Below are 17,909 nucleotides of genomic sequence, written 5' to 3' on the forward strand. Positions count from 1 at the left end.
TTTATATCAAGCAATATGCCCAGTTTTGGTTTCGATAAGTTGTTTTAAATAGCCAACTATCGATTCTTCTCCGAACATTGCGATTGCTTTCGATGAAGATTCCTCGATGTCAGTTTTATTCTTTTCAAACCAGGACCTGGCTTCAGTTATAGCTTTTGCAAATGCGCTTACTGAATGATCAACAAACAATGTGCCCTTGGCCAACTCTTCAAAACCGGTGAAAGACAATTCGGTAGATATGAGCATTCGCCCACTAGCAATAGACTCGATCACTTTGAACGGAAACAGGCCGTCCTTAAACTCTGCAATGGGGGTATGAGGATTCAAAATGATGTCACAGTCAGCGATGATTTCCATTAATTCTTTATCGTCAACCATGCCATGATAAACCAATTTGTCAGGAGTCTTATGGCTTTGTTCTGTGAATAATGTAGACAGAGACCCGGATCCAGTTACATGCAATACAAAGTTGGACGACAGCATATCAGGAAGTGCCAGGACAATATCCGCACCTTTTTCTTTACTCAAACCTCCAAAGTATCCAATCTTCAAAGCTCCTCCGCTCTTGGCAAAAGGCGCATTATTCTGTGCGATAATGGCTAAGCTTTTTGGAACGACTCCTGGCAACAGTGATACGTTAGAGCAGAGCGGTCTGACAATGTTCCTGACGTTAGCATTAATTGCATAAACCTTTTCAAACTTGCCGATACTTATGCGCCAAAAAAGATAATCGATCCATGGCTTAAGACTACCGCCACGATTGCGAGAAAAATGCCAATCTTCGAATTCAAGTATTAATGGGGCTTTGTATTTTTTTGAGACTTTATTGGCAAACAACATCTCGAATGCGTACGCATTATAGAACCAAAATAACTCTGGTGCTTTTCCCTTTTGCTCCTCAATTCCAAGTTGTTCTACAACTTCATTTATATTAACTAGATTTAGTAGTTTTCCAACCGCTCTGCGCTGTATTGTTGGGGGCAATATTTCAGTAAGTGATACTCCGTCAATTACAATTTTTCGCTTTACTAACGCATTTTTTTCCTGAGCGTTGTGAGCGGAATTGATTAGGATTATGTCATTTGAAAGTTTAGACAAGACGGAAATTACAAAGCGAATTTTCTTCGACGCGCCCAAATGAACATCGCCCGATTTATTATATCCCGTATATGGTGCAACTAGAACAATCATGAATATTGATTTATTGGGCTTGTTGGGTAAAATACCCGTCTCTTTTTCACAAGCTGTGGAGTAGTATAGTAAGCAATCATAACCGATATAATTAAGTTTACAGGGTAAATCTCAACAATAATCAAGGGAATGGAACACAACAAACTCATGACAAAAAACACAGTCAAATCATCTTTCTCCTTTTTCAATACATACATAACAAGCATAAACAGAATGATCAGAAAGCCTATGAAAAATATCAGCCCGTAGTTTGTCAGCATACTTGTAAAAAGCGAATCGGAAATGTAAGCGTCTCCGTTAGAAAATAAGTTCTTATTTAGGTTAACAGCAGTGTTTGTAGCCTCTCCGAATCTTGATGATATCAGCTCAACATTTGTGAATTGGCGAAGGAAAATATCTATTCTGGTAGAAAATGAGATATCCGAGGAACCTTCCTGCCGTCCGCTTAATAAATCGAGATTAAGAAATAACGCTAAACCAACTGGTATAGTCCCCAGAATCCATGCCAATTTATGCGAACTTTTCAAAAATAGGGGAGAAACGAGCAGTAAAATAAGAACCGCAATTCCAGTTGAAGACATGGAGAGGAACACACTGGCAATGCATATTAAATATATAAATAGTTTAGCCTTAGACCCGAATGCGGCAAAGTAACGAACAAGGAAGAATGTGAAACATGCCACAACTCCCGCCATGCTAGCATTTGAGAAGAAACCTGAAACACGACCGGATAGACCAAATTGGTTGAAGCCTCGGATTGCAGGCATATTGTACATCTCGTAAATTTGCGTAAAGAAATTAAAGCATATAAAAATAGACATAGCGAGTGCCAAACGTCTTAAAAGATTTAGATCAATTAATCCTATTAACAAGATAGACGTGAAAAAAGGTAAGCTCCATCTTAAACCTGCCACGGCTGTAAACAGGTTTCCTGATGAGAAAATGAAAACAATTACGGTAAAGGACAATAGACAAAGAAGTACAAAAAAGATATGGCGGGGAATCCCATTTTTTATATGATAAATGGAAGCCAGGATTAGCAAAATCACAAGCAGGCCTTCTTTGGGAGCTTTATAATAAATAATAGGCAGAGGAGATTCTATCAAAAGAAAGGTACATACCTCATTAATTCCAAAAAATGGAGTGAGGTAAATTAGGAGGATGATGATATTGGATATTGCCTTTTTCATATTATATACGATTAGGATCAAAGTCTTAATTATGCCAAGTATTATTGCTTGGAAAGATAGCAATGCATTCAGCCTACAACAGCGGGAGGTTCAGGGTTAAACTTTGGATCGCGAACATCTCCAATCACTTTCGCGGGGTTACCGCCTACAATAGCCATAGCCGGCACGTCCCGAACTACTACCGCACCGGCACCAACAACTGCACCTTCACCTATAGTCACTCCTTTCAATATAATTGCACGAGCACCGATAAACACATTTTCACCAATGTAAACTGGCTTACTTGGCACATATCTTGGGTCTGTCCTAAAATCAGGATGTATAGAATGAGCGTCATTGTCGGTTATGACGCACCCACTTCCTAACAGTGTTCTACTTCCAATAGTTACTTGTTCAAAGCAGGATATACTTACCCCTGACATCCCGACATCGTCACCAATACTTATATAAGCAAGCGGCTTGATTGCTTTGATTGTGACTTTCTGATTCACACCAAGAGAATTGTACTTTGGATCACTGCATGAAATCCAGTTTTTTCCAATTTTTAGCTTTGCCTTTGGGTGAACAAAAATAACGGGGGTTCCATAAAGGCGCCACGTAGAGCTCCAATAACCTATTTTAAGCAACGAATAGACAATATCCCTAGGGTATCTCCAACAATAAAGGAGCTGTAATACTTTGTTTTTCAGATCTCTTGAAAGTTGCATTGCCTGATCGGAAGTTATTGAATTGAATATCGCTTAGATTAGCTCATCATAGATATTAAAAACTCTCCTTGAGTTTACCGCATTATCAAATCTTTCGACAGCTATTTTTCTGGCCTCATTACCCATTTCCTTCCTTAATTTTACATCTGTTCCAAGCTTTTCACAACAGATACAAAGTTCGTCCAACGTATTATACAGCAAGCCAGTTTTCTTGTCAATAATTAATTCATTCACCCCTCCAACGTTCGCTCCAATGCTTGGCTTGGCAATGGCACATGCTTCCACAATGGAGCGGGCAAAGTGTGGCTCCTTAAACGGCACCACCATTATGTCACTAGACGCGATGAGCTGAGGTACATCACTTCGAAATGGAAATAAATGTATCTGGCCATTGTCTTTTACACTTTCCACTACATCAAGGGTGTACCTGTCTTTTGCGTTATCTTTTAAACCTGCCAATACAAAATGAAAATTCGGATATTTTGCAGTTAGCTTTTTTGCAGCTTTAACCAGTAATTTGGTTCCATTGCTGGAACTGTATCGGGCGAGATATAAGAATAAGACTGATTTACAAGGCAGACTTAACTCCTCTCTTATCAGGTTAGCGTTAATTAATGGGTTATACTGTTCAAAATTTACAGCATTATAAATGATTTTCATGTTGTCTCTAACTTTCATGCTAGCACCTGAATAGGAGTCAATCGCAATAAAATAGTCGACAAAAAAATAGCAAAAATACTTAATCAACAATGCGGAAATTGAATATTTTAGAAGTGGTTCCCTAATATGGCAAACAGTTTTTATTTTTATATTTAAGAATTTTGCAGCCATTGCCACAATAAAAAGAGAGGAAGAGTTCAGATGAATTAGGCTAGGGTTAACTTCTTTAATTACCTTAATCGTCTGGATAAAAGATTGCGGGATTCGTACAAAATTATTTAAAAACAATTTAAGCGTCATTCCACTAACTGTAGAACCGTGAAAGGGGAAAATTTTCTCGTTTAAAATAATGTTAATGGGCATATTTTTAAAAACGTCCAGTCCTGGCCCGTTTGCAATACATAGCAGCGAAACATCATATTTCTCTTTATCCACTTTGTCAATCAAGAAGGATAAGCTCCTAGGGGCACCTCCGAGATTTCCACTATGGTGGACGTAAAGAATTTTTCTCCTGGGATCGGACATCATTGATTTAATACCGTTTTTATTTCTTGCCACATACGTTCGCTGGAAGAAGCAAGCGTTGAATTAATTTCTGTGAGCTGTTTCCTGATTTTATTGTTTGTTTCGTGATCAAGCAATGCTTCAATTTTTGACAATATTAAATCACTTGGCTCCAGAAAACTAAATTCTTTTAAGCCATAGTCTTCAAACAACATTTCATACTTGTGAAGCCAGGAAGTACCAATAGAAGGAACATTTGATGATAGTGCTGATGCAAGAGCATGAAAACGTGATCCGATCATAAATTCTGCCTTAGCAATTATTGATTTAAGTCGAACGGGATCCTCTTCTACAAAAAACGTCACCCGTTTGCTCAACGAGCTATCTAATTTTGCAACAATATCCTTGCCTACCTTTGCATCACCACTAGTACCTTGTGCATGTATCAACAAGAGTACGTTCAAATCGCTCTTCTTTAATATAAAGTCAATGGCATTAGCCATAGTGTCGACGTAACTGTTTGTCCAACTTGCGGATGCCTTATCAAGCATTCGCTCATTAGGTACTATCGCAACAAAAGGCAAGTTGATTTGCCCATCTTCTATTGCTATCTTTTTGTAAAAAGTTAATGTGATATCTTGATATAACTTGATATTACTTTGCTCAGTTTTTACGGTATCGGTAATATAAGTATAAGATTGTCTGTCTCTTGCAATCAACAAATCTACCTCACTAACAACTCTGGTAATAGACTCTTTCATTCCGCTTTTCTCGAAAGATCCAAAGGCCTGGGGAAACAGGATAAACTTAGTTCCTTGGCTTTTCATCTTACGTGCGAATACTGCCAAATTGTACAAAGGCAACGAACCCCACTTATCACCGAACGCAAATCCGGAGATGTCAAAAACAGCATCAATGTCCCGCAATTCAATAGTCCCTTTTGCAACCTTTCCTTTCAGTTTCAGCAGCAGAGAAAAAAACCATGGATATTTTAGCAAATAGTCGAAATTCTTCCCATTACCATAATGATATAATGGATAATTAAGCTTTTCTATTCCAAGCTTCTTGAGCTTATCATCATTTCCTAGTAACGGACTTACTACTATGGTTGTATTAGGTATGAACTTTCCGACCGAAAAGACAAGACTTTCAAGCATCAGTTGAGCACCTTTATTACTGAAATTAGCTCCGGTTATTAAAATGTTCATTCAGATAATTTTTTACGTTCGTTAAAAAGTAAGGCCGATTTGTTTGGACGCTTAGCTGAAAAAGGTATTTTACCATCATCGAGTGGATATCCCAAGCCAATCATCATAACAACTATCTCGCTTTTATCAATATTTAAAACCTTCCTCAACTGAGCCTCTCTGTCAGGGAGGTTTGGCCAGTTAATGCAAACTGTCCCCATACCTAGAGTTTCCGCGGCATATAAAAAGCTCATAATACTCAAGCTTGAGTCGATAACCGGAGCATTGATGTCTCGCACGTCAAAATATCCGTCATACCGCCCTAGAACGACCATTATTGACGGCAGAGAATATCCAGACACCCCACCCGGTATCGCAGCGAGTTTATCAACAATAGTTTTTTCGTTGTAGAACAGAAACTGGAACGCCTGACGATTACAGGCACTAGGGGCGTATTTAGCAATCTCGTAAGCTTTCCGCACTAACTCGATATCAACAGGTTCCGGATGAAAGTACCGAACACTCCTTCTGCGGACTGAAAGACTAAGAAGATCTTCATAGTTGACAGTTATTGGCGGGCGGGTCGATGAATGGTATGGTACTGAATTGACGTAGTCAAAAGAACTTGATATTTGCTCAAAATCGTTTTTGATCAGTTTTAATTTGTCACTTAGCTTGACGGTTTTGAAGTAAAGCTTCAAGACAGATATAGCCCAATTTAAGGTATCGTCATCAATTACATCCTTCGAGATAGCTGATTTTAAAAACTGTATTGTTTCTACAATGTAGTCTTCGGCAAACACCTCTTTTGCAACCGGGTAAGACAAACCTTTTTCCAGTCGGTGAATGTTTCTTCTTAGGTTGAAAAGAGTCGACTGTCCACTAGTATTTAATTCAATTCCATGCTTTAAAGCAGCAAATTTAAATCGTAACTGGTGTAAAGTCTTAAACTGCCAAATGCTTGTTGACTTACTCATTGCAAATGAAGTAAGTGCTTTTGTTATACTTTTGACTTTTTTTATCATAATTTCATTTTGTCAAGCCCCAACTATCAGTTCGGGCTGCTCTTTTGCTTTCCTGAAGTCTCGAATAGTAGCTAAAATTTCGGATTTCATCCTTAGCCAAATCAATGCTGCATAAACTAGTATTATAATGAGCGCTGCAACGATATAATTTATGTCATACCATAAAAGGGTATAAGCAACCACTGCGGAACCAAGGGTAGCAAGAACGGGTGTCGCTAATGCTTTGCAAAATTCCATTGAGGAAATTTTCAGACTTAGCAACTTATTGAAGGTGTACTGCGCTAATAAAACCGCAAACACTTTATTTGCTAAAACTGCCCAGGCTGCTCCATTAATTCCCCCGTAGTAGATTCCAAAAGCCAATGACGGTAAAAAGATCAATGCTTTTACTATTTGCAATTGTAGTTCTAATTTAGCGAAGCCCAATCCTCTTATCAGCACGGTATTGCTATTTACCATCATAGAAAACAAAACTGAACCGGCAAGTATTTTTAATGGGTCGATGGTGTCAACCCATTTACTTCCAAATACTTGGTATATAAATGGTCCGCTGAATACAACAAAGTATAGCATAATAGGATATATTATAATACAATTGTATTCAATCACTTTTAAGTAGTATCGCTTTACCGCAGAGGAGTCGTTTTGTTTTTTTCCATACAGTGGATAAAGTACTGTATTCATTACTGTTGTCAACCTATTTCGAAAAGTATCAGTTAATACAAATGCCAATGTGTAAGAACCTAATAAGGTAGCATTTAGTAATTTGCCAATGATAAGATAGTCGATATTGCCAATTATATAATTAACAATGCTTGTCAAAGTTGTGAGCATTCCGAATCCGAAAATCTCTTTAAAGGCCAAAGTCTCCCAAATGAATTTGGGAGTCCACTTCGTTGCCCAGAAATATAATGGCATTGCGATAACAATAGAGGCCACAGAATTAAATGCAAGCGACCAGATGCCAAATCCTGCAAAAGCAAGGATCAGCGAGATGACTCCGGAAGTGACGTTGGCTATATTATCTATAAAAGCCATCTTTTTAAAGTTCATTTGCTTAGTTAACTGCGCTTTATGAACTAAATTAATAGGGCTTGAAAGAATACCAAGACTGAGAACAGGGATGAGATCCTTTATGATTGGTTCGTTATAGTATGAAGCTACAAAACCGGACAACCCAAAACTGATCAGCAGGTATAGTGACGTAGACCATAGCACTCCTGTCCAAAATGCAGTGTGGAAATGGGCATTTCTTAGGTTTTGATCTTTCCGTTGTATAAGGGCTGCACCAATACCAATGTCATTTAGAACCTGGACAAAACCGGTGAAAACAGTAGCCATTCCTACGACGCCGAACTGCTCCGGAAAAAGTATTTTGGCCAGCACAAGCCTGATGGCGAATGTTAGTGACTGATTAATAACCAGCTGTAAACCACTCCAGAATACCCCCTTAATGACTTGGCTTTTTGAGTTGCTCATCCTTAATTCTGCCTGAAAGTGATCATTCAAAGAAATTCATTACGCCGAAACCTTCTTTCAACAGCAACTGATCCTTTTGAAATAAGCGAAGATCTGACGATGCCATATCTTCTATTAATGTATCCAAAGTATGTTTTGGCTTCCATCCCAATTTTTCCTGTGACTTAGTTGGGTCGCCAATAAGCAGTTCAACCTCTGTCGGACGGTAATATCTTGGATCTATTTTTAACACCGTTGTACCAAGCTGCAAGTGAGGGCCATTTGCAACGCCAAGTTCTGACAACCGAGAACTATCCACAGATGCTATTGTACCAATTTCATCAGATTCCGCGCCTGTGAATTGTAGTTCAACACCAAGGAACGCGAATGTCTTCCTGATAAATTCTCTAACACGGGTAGTAACGCCGGTCGCAATAACAAAATCTTCTGATGTATCCTGCTGAAGTATCAAATACATGGCTTCGACATAGTCTTTCGCATGTCCCCAATCTCTCTGGGCGTCTATATTTCCCATATACAGGCAATCCTGCAGCCCCAATACAATTTTGGCTGCGGCGCGGGTAATTTTGCGGGTAACAAACGTTTCGCCTCTTAATGGAGATTCGTGATTAAACAGAATTCCATTAGAAGCAAACATTCCGTAAGCTTCTCTGTAATTCACGGTGATCCAGTATGCGTACATTTTTGCAACTGCATAGGGTGATCTTGGATAGAATGGGGTTGTCTCAGACTGAGGGACAGCCTGCACTAAGCCATAAAGTTCGGACGTTGACGCCTGGTAAATTTTAGTTTTTTTAGTCAAGCCCAAAAGTCTGACAGCTTCTAAGATTCGAAGCGTTCCTATACCATCAGCATTTGCTGTATATTCTGGTATTTCAAAACTTACCTGCACGTGGCTCATTGCCGCCAAATTATAAATTTCGTCCGGTTGCACTTCCTGGATTATGCGTGTCAAGTTCATGGAGTCTGTCAAATCACCATAATGCAATTTGAATCTAGCGTCAGTGACGTGTGGATCTTCATAAAGGTGATCGATACGATCAGTATTGAAAAGAGAACTCCGTCTCTTAATGCCATGCACGGTATATCCTTTGCTTAACAAAAGCTCAGTAAGATATGCACCATCCTGTCCGGTTACACCAGTGATCAACGCTATTTTTGACATCTTTTTTAAGTTTAATGACTATTGATTTAATATATTTTAAACAATGAGCATAAGGCTCAGTTAACAGCGTACAACTCTTGATTCTGTAAAAAATCATTGTATGCCAGATCTATTCCTTCTTTTAGTTGGATTGTGTGTTGCCAACCTAGCCCATGTAGGGTAGATACATCCATCAATTTTCTAGGCGTACCATCAGGTTTCGATGTATCCCATCTTATTTCTCCTTCATAACCCACAGCTTGTGCAACTAGTGTAGTTAGGTCCTTTATTGAAAGGTCTTGCCCGGTACCAATGTTTACAAATTCTTTGCCGCTGTAAGTCCGCATCAAAAATAAGCAAGCGTCTGCAAGATCATCGGCAAATAAAAACTCCCTCATAGGCGAACCTGTACCCCACGCTGTCACAAAAGGTTGGTTTTCTTCTTTCGCTGTATGAAATTTCCGGATTAAAGCCGGTAATACATGCGAATTATTTAAATGATAATTATCACCATAGCCGTACAAATTTGTAGGCATTACACTAATAAAGTCACAGTTATATTGATCTCGATACGCTTCACATAGTTTTATTCCCGCAATCTTAGCGATTGCATAAGGTTCATTCGTTTCTTCCAAAACTCCTGTAAGCAGATACTCTTCTTTTAAAGGTTGAGGAGCCATTTTGGGATAAATGCAGGAAGAACCCAAAAACATAAGCTTAATAACATTATTCAAATGAGCTTGATGAATGATGTTAGCCTCGATCATTAAGTTTTCATAAATGAAGTCAGCTCTATAGGTGTTGTTCGCCACAATTCCACCAACTTTTGCCGCTGCCAAAAACACGTAATCAGGCTTCTCTTGGGAGAAAAAATCTGCAACCGCTGCTTGGCTACGCAAATCTAACTCCGAAGAGGTACGGGTTAGAATATTCTCAAATCCATTTTTCCGTAATGCTCTCGTAATGGCTGACCCAACCATGCCTCTATGGCCAGCTACATATATTTTAGATAATTTGTCCATTCGTTTACAGATTCAATAGTTTTCTGATATTCGATTCTTGATGACTCAAAAAGCCTGATAAGTAAAGCCATGATTGAAGTTTCGAGGGTGCACTCACAATGTTGACAGGTCACTCAATCTGTTTGGCATTTGAAGGTCAGATACTTTTCTGGCTATATATTGATACAATCACTTAATTCCTTTTTTCAAAACCGACGCACGTGAACAAGCCGACATAGCAAGTTCGACTACTGCCAATGTCATGTCTGAAGAAATAAATGATTATTAGAAATTAGGCTGGATGACATCCGGGGGGCCTCCGGAAAAGAGTAGCAAGACTCTGCGAATATCGATACCCGCTTAGGTGTAAGAATGTTCTGTTCATATAACGTTGAGAGAATGTGACGATTTTATATCAAATCGATTTGTATAATAATACATTTCGTTTTGCTTTTCTGAAAATAATTCAATCTTCAATATGGTGCAAATTTAAAATTGTATTTTGTACTTAAATACAACTTTAAATTTGTGTAGTTTAATTTTTAACTATGATCACTAACTCCTTGTGATCATTTTCCTCAATTTTGTTTCAATGGTCTGGATTTTGCTTTCTGGCTCATCGCCATAATATCCATATCCATATCCACCATATCCATATCCGTATCCATATCCACCACCGTATTTAACACCGTTAAAGATTATAGAAAGATTGGTAAATCGTTGGGCTCTTTGCAAATCGCCAATTCGCTTTAAATGATCCAGCAGAGTGTAATTAAAACGCACCAGATATAATGTGGCATCTACGTATTTCTCAATCAGAGACGAATCTGTTACAAGACCGAAAGGAGGCGAATCGATCAAAATGTAATCGTACTGCTCACGAAGCTCTTTCAACAGAATCGGAAGTCGGCCGTTACTGATAAGCTCAGACGGATTAGGAGGGATCGGACCACTTGTCAGAACATCGAACTTTGGATGAACTCCACTTGGTTGAATGAAGTCCTGCGGCGTTCCCTGGCCAATTAGGCAATTGGAGGCCCCAGTTTTATTTGAAACCAGCAGACGCTCGTGAAGGGTAGGTTTTCTTAAATCTAATCCAATCAAGAGAACTCGTTTGTCAGAATAAGCTAAACTCGCGGCAAGATTTATACTAACGAAGCTTTTACCCTCACCGCCAATGGATGATGTGAACATGATAGTTCTGCAATTTCCATCCCCCAAATATTGCAAGTTGGTGCGGAGAGCCCTGAATTGTTCTGCAACAGCACTTCGGCTTGTCATTTTAATAATCGCATCCTCGCCAGGTTGATCCTTGGTAGTCTTCATCAGACCTATTTCCCCCAGCACAGAAGTTTTTGTTGTGCTTTCTACTTCTTCCCGATTCTGTACTGTATTGTTTAGTAGTAAGAGTAAATTGATGAGCAACAAGGGAACAAGTATACCCGCCGCAGTAGCACCAGCCCACACAATTAGTCTTTTTGGTTTTATCGGAACAAAAGACGCGATTGGCGCATCAACTAATCTGCTATCCGTTACAGTTGCAGCATATCCCAATGCAGTCTCCTCTCTCTTTTGAAGGAGGTAGAGATATAGACCCTCTTTAATACTTTGTTGACGCTTAATGCCAACATACTCACGTTCTTTTTGCGGAATACTACGAAGTCCTGCAGAGAAGCGGGCGTTAACACCCTCTAAACTGCTCTTAGTTACATCCAATCCGCGTTTCAGGTTCTGAACATTTTCTCTTATAGCTTGCCGGGTATTTGCAATTTGAGTATTAATTGTACCTAGTAGCGGATTGCTTGCCTGAGTTGTCTGAGCATATTTTTCTCTCTGAATTTGCAAGTCGTTATATCTCGTCAAAAGTGAGACAAGTATAGGATCGTTAATCATATAGGTAGCAGGAGCAGGCGAACCGTCACCAGCATTTTTTATATAATTATCAACACTTTCTAAAACGCTAATCTTAATATTTACATCATTAAGTTGCGCGTCGTTTTCTTTAATGTTTTGCAGATAAAGATTAGACTCAGCACTTATGTCTGTGAGTCCTTGATTTTTTTTATAGGATTCAACATCCTTTTCAACATCTCCTAATTCCCCGGTTATCAGACCTAATCTGCTTTCAATAAATTTCAAGGTGTTGCTAGCTTCGCTATTCTTATCATTAAGGGACGATTGTACATATACATCCAATAACTTGTTCAAGACGTCCTTGCCGCGCTGTATGGAGGTGTCCTCAAAACTTAGCTCCAGAACGGTACTTTTTTGATTAGGTTTTAATATTTCAAGCCTTTTCAAAAGGATGCCAGTCAGGGTTTTAACATCTTTGAAGGTAACATCGACATCTTTAAAAGTGGACTCTGCTCCCTTTTGTATTGAGAACAAACCCCACGGATTGCGAAATTTTTGACCGAATTTATATTTGTTTGTCTCATCATTTATAGAAAACGATTCATTGTCTATAACATGAATTACCAATGGATTTTCATAAGCAAATTCCGAAATCAGCTCAGGCTTTATAATGATTGGACTTTGTTTGTATAAATCAATCGTTTTTAGGCCGTCGGTAGTCTCGTAATTAATGTCCAGAGATAATTCCCTGATGGTCTGTTCCATTAATGATTGAGATTTAAGGATTTCAATCTCATTTTCTACCAATTTGTTTCCACCAAATTGAGCCATTTCCTCTATGATATCATTTCCGCTTCCAGAAATTCCCTTTTGATCGTCTTTGATGAGGAGTTTAGCTTTAGCTAAATAGACTGGCTGTGTGATTTGAAGAAAAAAGAATGCTGATATAAGCGCTAGTGCTAAGCAAATCGGGAACAAAAACCAATATCTAACATAGCCTCTGATATAGGAATGAAGGTCAAATTTCTTCCCTTGCTCATCAATTTGATCTTGATGGAATTCGCTACTTTGATTATTCATACTAAGTAAATTAATTCTTTGTTGAGTTTTCTAGTGATAACACGCTTCCGGAATACTGGCAATTGGCGATTATCTTAATCTATAAATAACAAGTGTTAGTGCGGTTATCACACTGAGGAACAAAGGGGCCAACTGAATTGTCCTATCGGTCGTATTCATACGAGCTTTTATCGGCTCAACATAAATTACATCGTTCTTATGCAAATTATAAAAAGGGGATTCAAATATATCCCGAGATGTTAAGTCAATTCTCGCATATTGACGCTCACCCATTTCCTCTCGGATGATCATTATATTATTGCGTCTCCCATAGATCGTGAGATCACCTGCCAAACTCAGAACCTCTGGTAATGTAATTTTTTCATCAGGAATCACATAAACCGCAGGGCGGTTGACCTCTCCCAAAACTGAAACTTTGAAATTTATATTTTTAATGTTGACTGAAGGTTCCTTCAGATAAACCAACAATCTGTTACGGATGGTATCAGCAGCGGCCTGCATTTTTAATCCTTCTACATGAATTTTGCCCACCAAGGGAAGCTCGATATTACCCTCACTGTCGACAAGATAGCCGAAAGGTTGTCTCGCATTATTACTTCCGGTTCCATAGCTGATAGATGTTGTAGAAAACTCATTTGCCGCATTAAATATTGAGTTAGCCTCAGGGCTCAAGCTTCCGACAATAATTGAGAGCATGTCACTTGAAGCAATTTTGGGGACGTAATTCTGCTGAATTTTCGACGCTGAGTAGCGCAACGTATCGCCTTGGAAATATACAATCGACTTGGGAGACACACAGGATGTTGTTCCTGCGATCATCGCAATAAAAGCAAAAAGTAAAATGAATGTGATTTGAGAGAATCGCTTAGTGCGTAAGATCATGAGTTAACGTGAGTATATTAAATTACTAAATTAATTTGTTGTTATTCAGCTGATTGTCCTTGGGAAGACAGTCGTTCAAGAATCATAATTGCTACTCTTAATCTCTATTACTTTATTATACGGGCTTAAAGTACAAATGCGTAGGGAAGGTATTTCTTTCTATTGTGCAAAAAATGCGAAATCAGTATTAATGACAAATATAGAATAAATTCAATTGTCATCATTAAATATTTATAAGTTTTTCATTCTGAAAAGGATAATCCGTGACCCAATTGTGTTTGTTGCTCTTCTGAATTAGCTCTAAGTGCTGAATTTTGTGAGCATCAGTCCCCAAAAAAGTAACGAGATTGTTTTTCAACAGCCATTCTGCCATCTTCAAAATATTCTCTCCGTAGTAACCAGTTAGTGATAAAATGTTCACTTGTAGCTCACAGCCGCCATCTGCCAGTTTCTTGTAAACGGAAGGGTCTGAGTAGAAATAGGTATAGCGCTCCGGGTGAGCTAGAACGGGTTGATAGCCCTTGCTGATGATGGAGAACAGATTCTCTGATGTATTCATCAGCGGCGTAGAGTAGGGTAACTCTACAAGCAAACGATTCCCGGGAAGTGTCATTAAACGTTGCCCCGACGCAAGCATTTCGTTGAAATGCTCATCAATGAAGTATTCGGCAGCGGCATCAATCTGGATTGATAGTCCCGCCTTTTTAGCACCTTGTCGAACATCTTCCAGTCCTGCCTGAATAATCTCTGGTGTATTGCGGTAGCAGTCCCACATAACATGAGGACTTGTAACGATTTTAGAATAACCAAGAGATTGCATTTTAGCAGCCATCGCAACAGCTTCATCAACTGTTTCGACGCCGTCATCAATTCCGGGTATGATATGGGAATGTATGTCTATACCGATATGAGCTAAACCTACCTCCTTATTTTTCTTTTTGTCGAATAACCAGTTGAGCATATCAATTTCGATCCGTGACTTGGTGCTGTTAAAAGATCAACTAAGCCCGCCGATCGGAATTTTTGTTTGTTTGAAATTAGGACAAATTTAAGTTAAAAAAAATGACACTATATAGAATCATAAGCTGAAAAATTTTACGAAATTATAGAAATGTAAAATTGTATTATTCTTTTGTACGATTCTTTGTATTACATGTAAGAAATATTTATTCTTTTCCGCGATGCTTAAATGCCTCGATAAGTCGGGGCCATCAAGCCTCACTTCAGCGTATTCTAACGGCCATAAATACGAGTAGTTTTCCCCCAAAAACTGATTTAGATAAAAAGACCAAACATCACCTGCATCCAAACCATTTTACCTTTCTATGAAAAAAACATTAACAACACTACTTCTAACACTAGCTCTGAGCCTCAGCCTCCAATTATCCGCCTCCGCCCAGGACGGCTGGATCTCACTTTATAATGGAAAAAATTTTGATGGCTGGAAAATAGGAGCAAATGCTTCCTCTTTCACGATAGTGGATGGCAACATTCAGGTAGCCGGCCCCAGAGCTCACTTGTTCTACGACGGCCCGGTCAAAAACCATATGTTCAAGAATTTCGAATTCAAAGCAACGGTGATGACTAAACCGGGTGCGAATTCTGGGATTTTTATTCATACTTCTTACCAGGAAGATGGCTGGCCTGCTCAGGGTTATGAAGTGCAGGTGAACCAGTCGCATACAGATTACAAGCGTACAGGCAGTTTGTATAATGTGGTCGATGTGAAGGAAACATATGTGAAGGATAACGAGTGGTATACGGAATACATCAAGGTGGAGGGCAAGCATATTACCATTAAAATCAATGATAAGGTGGTTGTGGATTACGAAGAAACTGATGTGGACAAGAGAGAGGGGGATGTGAAAAACAAATTCCTTAAAGCCGGAACATTTGCTTTGCAGGCACATGATCCTAAAAGTGTTGTGCTTTATAAGGACATAATGGTGCGTCCATTGACAGAATAAATCCTGTAAAATTCCACATTGCAACATGGAAAATGTTGTCCGTTTTGAATCAATATTGGATCGCCTCCCTCGAAAGGGAGGCGAATTTTATATGGTCGTACCTGATGAAGTGGCTGTGCTGTTTGTACAGGGGCGCAAGCCTGCCCGGGTCAGGTGCTTATTGAATGGTCATGTCGATTTTCAATGTGCGATCCGGCCGAAGGGTGGGGGAGGTTTCTACATTAATATAGGAACCCCGCTCAGGCAACAGGGGAAATTGGTGCTGGGACAGAAGTTGCATGCGGAGGTCAAGCCGGACGACAGTGAGTTTGGCCGGGATGTGCCGGAAGAATTGCAGGAGCTGCTGGAAATGGACCAGGAGGGAAAACGGCTCTTTGATGGGTCCCTGCCCAGCCACCAGCGCGCCATCATTTATTATGTTGCAGGCGCGAAATCGGTGCAGGTTCGTATCGACCGGGCGATAATGATGATCAACCGGTTAAAAGTGAAGTAGCCTTTCCATTTTCTTTGCTGCTGATAATTCGATAACAGCCCCTATCTCACACCATGTTTTCATTTTCAGCCGGATATTTTTATATTTGTTCAAATCAAGCGGTTTGCTGACTGGGAAATATTGAAGTCAGCTCTTTTTTTAACGCGTCCGTAGACACTTAAACCTATGGACTTTACAAGCTGAATTTTGAATTTCAATGAATTTGAACTCCACGAGGACGTGCTCAACGCCGTGGATTCCATGAACTACCAGCAGGCAACACCTATTCAGGAACAAGCGATCCCTTACATTCTTGGCGGCAAAGACCTGCTCGCCTGCGCCCAGACGGGTACAGGTAAAACAGCCGCATATCTGATCCCGATCCTTGATAAGGTTGCCCACGAAAATAATGGGAACACCGGCGCATTGATCCTCGTGCCGACGCGCGAGCTCGCTGTGCAGATTGATCAGCAGATACAGGGACTGGGTTATTTCGTTGGCGCAACCAGTATTGCAGTTTATGGCGGTAACAAGGGTCCGGAATGGGACCAGCAGAAAAAAGCATTAACGCAGGGAGCAGATATCATTATAGCAACTCCGGGAAGGCTTATCGCACATTTGCAGTTGGGATACGTGACCTTTGGAAATGTAAAACACCTGGTCCTGGACGAAGCAGACAGGATGCTCGACATGGGTTTTCTGAGTGATATTTTGAAGATTATGAGCTTTTTGCCTGCAAAAAGACAAACTCTCATGTTCTCAGCAACAATGCCACCAAAAATCGGTGATCTGGCAAAACGGATCCTGCAAAACCCTGAGGAAATAAGACTTGCCGTTTCGCGTCCAGTTGACCGGATCGATCAGCAGTTCTATATGGCAAAGGACGAACAGAAACTGCCGTTATTATTGCACTTGCTTAGTCAGGTTGAAAATACGAGTATGGTGCTGTTTACTTCGCGCAAATCTACGGTTGAGCCGATCGTACGGGCGTTGCGAAAGCTCGGGCTGGCGGCAAGAGGGATCTCATCTGATTCCGAGCAGGCAGACCGTGAAATCGTATTAAGAGATTTCAAGAACAGACAATTTCCGGTGCTTGTAGCAACAGACGTGCTTTCACGCGGGATTGATATTGATAACCTGAGCCATGTCGTTAATTACGATGTGCCCCGGGATCCGGAAGATTACGTTCACCGTATCGGCCGGACAGCCCGCGCAGAAACGAAGGGCACGGCGATCACGTTTATCAATGAGCAAGATCAGAAATACGTATTGAAGATTGAAAGGCTTTTCGAAAAGGAACTTGAAAAGCAATCCATAACCCAGGATTTGGGCCTTGGCGATGCACCTGTATTTGAGCCGCGGCGGGCAAGGCCCTCGGGTGGTCGCAAGCCGGGGCCAGGCAGCAAGCCTGCTCATAAACCTTCGGGAAGACCTAAAAGACGTAAACCTAATAAAGAAACCAAAAATCCTACTCAGGCCTAGCCTGTCAGCGTTTGTCGAAAATGACGCAGCAAAAGCGACAAAGGATATAACTATATCAATTTTTATTTTAAGGATAAGAATGAT

At 40.0% G+C, this 17,909-nt stretch carries 15 protein-coding genes; 3 read left to right on the plus strand and 12 right to left on the minus strand.

From position 1 onward, the window contains the following. Positions 1-6: 6 nt before the first annotated feature. The 12 genes from NFI80_RS00980 to NFI80_RS01035 all read right to left on the minus strand — a co-directional run bounded on the left by NFI80_RS00980 (position 7) and on the right by NFI80_RS01035 (position 14,865). Positions 7-1,191 carry a glycosyltransferase gene (locus NFI80_RS00980; protein WP_235164374.1) on the minus strand — a complete coding sequence of 395 codons (1,185 nt, stop codon included), beginning with the start codon at positions 1,189-1,191 and terminating at the stop codon, positions 7-9. Next, entirely contained in the window at positions 1,188-2,381 is a 1,194-nt protein-coding gene (locus tag NFI80_RS00985; RefSeq protein WP_235164375.1) for a hypothetical protein, read from the minus strand. The genes NFI80_RS00980 and NFI80_RS00985 overlap by 4 nt, the downstream gene beginning before the upstream one ends. Before the next feature lie 68 nt (positions 2,382-2,449). Then, positions 2,450-3,088 (minus strand): acyltransferase, encoded by a 639-nt coding sequence (locus NFI80_RS25610; protein ID WP_275978146.1) that lies wholly within the window; start codon positions 3,086-3,088, stop codon positions 2,450-2,452. 33 nt (positions 3,089-3,121) lie between these two features. Then, on the minus strand, positions 3,122-4,306 hold the full coding sequence (locus NFI80_RS00995; protein ID WP_235164376.1) for a glycosyltransferase: 1,185 nt from the start codon (positions 4,304-4,306) through the stop codon (positions 3,122-3,124). Beyond that, on the minus strand, positions 4,273-5,460 hold the full coding sequence (locus NFI80_RS01000; RefSeq protein WP_235164377.1) for a polysaccharide pyruvyl transferase family protein: 1,188 nt from the start codon (positions 5,458-5,460) through the stop codon (positions 4,273-4,275). Before NFI80_RS01000 ends, NFI80_RS00995 begins: the two co-directional genes overlap by 34 nt. Beyond that, positions 5,457-6,464, minus strand: a complete 1,008-nt coding sequence (locus NFI80_RS01005) for a nitroreductase family protein (RefSeq protein ID WP_235164378.1) — start codon at positions 6,462-6,464, stop codon at positions 5,457-5,459. Before NFI80_RS01005 ends, NFI80_RS01000 begins: the two co-directional genes overlap by 4 nt. A 12-nt stretch (positions 6,465-6,476) precedes the next feature. Beyond that, the gene (locus NFI80_RS01010; protein ID WP_235164379.1) at positions 6,477-7,943 is read right to left on the minus strand and encodes a lipopolysaccharide biosynthesis protein; all 1,467 of its coding nucleotides are present in this window, start codon (positions 7,941-7,943) and stop codon (positions 6,477-6,479) included. A gap of 22 nt (positions 7,944-7,965) precedes the next feature. Then, positions 7,966-9,108: a GDP-mannose 4,6-dehydratase gene (gmd, locus tag NFI80_RS01015; RefSeq protein ID WP_235164380.1), complete on the minus strand. Its 1,143-nt coding sequence runs from the start codon at positions 9,106-9,108 to the stop codon at positions 7,966-7,968. Positions 9,109-9,164: 56 nt separating this feature from the next. Further along, positions 9,165-10,109, minus strand: coding sequence for a GDP-L-fucose synthase (fcl, locus tag NFI80_RS01020; protein ID WP_235164381.1), 945 nt, complete (start codon positions 10,107-10,109; stop codon positions 9,165-9,167). Positions 10,110-10,643: 534 nt separating this feature from the next. After that, positions 10,644-13,022, minus strand: a complete 2,379-nt coding sequence (locus tag NFI80_RS01025; protein WP_235164382.1) for a GumC family protein — start codon at positions 13,020-13,022, stop codon at positions 10,644-10,646. A 69-nt stretch (positions 13,023-13,091) separates the two neighbouring features. Then, the gene (locus tag NFI80_RS01030) at positions 13,092-13,904 is read right to left on the minus strand and encodes a polysaccharide biosynthesis/export family protein (protein WP_235164383.1); all 813 of its coding nucleotides are present in this window, start codon (positions 13,902-13,904) and stop codon (positions 13,092-13,094) included. A gap of 223 nt (positions 13,905-14,127) precedes the next feature. Next, positions 14,128-14,865, minus strand: coding sequence for a tyrosine-protein phosphatase (locus tag NFI80_RS01035; RefSeq protein WP_235164384.1), 738 nt, complete (start codon positions 14,863-14,865; stop codon positions 14,128-14,130). A 364-nt stretch (positions 14,866-15,229) separates the two neighbouring features. Between NFI80_RS01035 and NFI80_RS01040 the strand changes: the two genes are divergently transcribed. The 3 genes from NFI80_RS01040 (at position 15,230) to NFI80_RS01050 (ending at position 17,825) form a co-directional block, all read left to right on the plus strand. Beyond that, positions 15,230-15,871: a 3-keto-disaccharide hydrolase gene (locus NFI80_RS01040; RefSeq protein ID WP_235164385.1), complete on the plus strand. Its 642-nt coding sequence runs from the start codon at positions 15,230-15,232 to the stop codon at positions 15,869-15,871. A 25-nt stretch (positions 15,872-15,896) separates the two neighbouring features. Further along, on the plus strand, positions 15,897-16,364 hold the full coding sequence (locus tag NFI80_RS01045; RefSeq protein ID WP_255703549.1) for a YdeI/OmpD-associated family protein: 468 nt from the start codon (positions 15,897-15,899) through the stop codon (positions 16,362-16,364). A 186-nt stretch (positions 16,365-16,550) separates the two neighbouring features. Further along, positions 16,551-17,825, plus strand: coding sequence for a DEAD/DEAH box helicase (locus NFI80_RS01050; RefSeq protein WP_233796796.1), 1,275 nt, complete (start codon positions 16,551-16,553; stop codon positions 17,823-17,825). The last annotated feature ends 84 nt before the right edge of the window (positions 17,826-17,909 follow it).

This window comes from Dyadobacter chenhuakuii (assembly GCF_023821985.2).
Taxonomy (GTDB): domain Bacteria; phylum Bacteroidota; class Bacteroidia; order Cytophagales; family Spirosomataceae; genus Dyadobacter; species Dyadobacter chenhuakuii.

Excerpts from the sequence above, each read along its gene's own strand:
- gmd (WP_235164380.1), bottom strand. The coding sequence starts at position 9,108 with ATGTCAAAAATAGCGTTGATCACTGGTGTAACCGGACAGGATGGTGCA.
- NFI80_RS01000 (WP_235164377.1), bottom strand. The coding sequence starts at position 5,460 with ATGAACATTTTAATAACCGGAGCTAATTTCAGTAATAAAGGTGCTCAA.
- NFI80_RS01045 (WP_255703549.1), top strand. The coding sequence starts at position 15,897 with ATGGAAAATGTTGTCCGTTTTGAATCAATATTGGATCGCCTCCCTCGA.
- NFI80_RS01040 (WP_235164385.1), top strand. The coding sequence starts at position 15,230 with ATGAAAAAAACATTAACAACACTACTTCTAACACTAGCTCTGAGCCTC.
- NFI80_RS25610 (WP_275978146.1), bottom strand. The coding sequence starts at position 3,088 with ATGCAACTTTCAAGAGATCTGAAAAACAAAGTATTACAGCTCCTTTAT.
- NFI80_RS01035 (WP_235164384.1), bottom strand. The coding sequence starts at position 14,865 with ATGCTCAACTGGTTATTCGACAAAAAGAAAAATAAGGAGGTAGGTTTA.
- NFI80_RS01030 (WP_235164383.1), bottom strand. The coding sequence starts at position 13,904 with ATGATCTTACGCACTAAGCGATTCTCTCAAATCACATTCATTTTACTT.
- NFI80_RS01025 (WP_235164382.1), bottom strand. The coding sequence starts at position 13,022 with ATGAATAATCAAAGTAGCGAATTCCATCAAGATCAAATTGATGAGCAA.
- fcl (WP_235164381.1), bottom strand. The coding sequence starts at position 10,109 with ATGGACAAATTATCTAAAATATATGTAGCTGGCCATAGAGGCATGGTT.
- NFI80_RS01010 (WP_235164379.1), bottom strand. The coding sequence starts at position 7,943 with ATGAGCAACTCAAAAAGCCAAGTCATTAAGGGGGTATTCTGGAGTGGT.
- NFI80_RS00985 (WP_235164375.1), bottom strand. The coding sequence starts at position 2,381 with ATGAAAAAGGCAATATCCAATATCATCATCCTCCTAATTTACCTCACT.
- NFI80_RS00980 (WP_235164374.1), bottom strand. The coding sequence starts at position 1,191 with ATGATTGTTCTAGTTGCACCATATACGGGATATAATAAATCGGGCGAT.
- NFI80_RS01005 (WP_235164378.1), bottom strand. The coding sequence starts at position 6,464 with ATGATAAAAAAAGTCAAAAGTATAACAAAAGCACTTACTTCATTTGCA.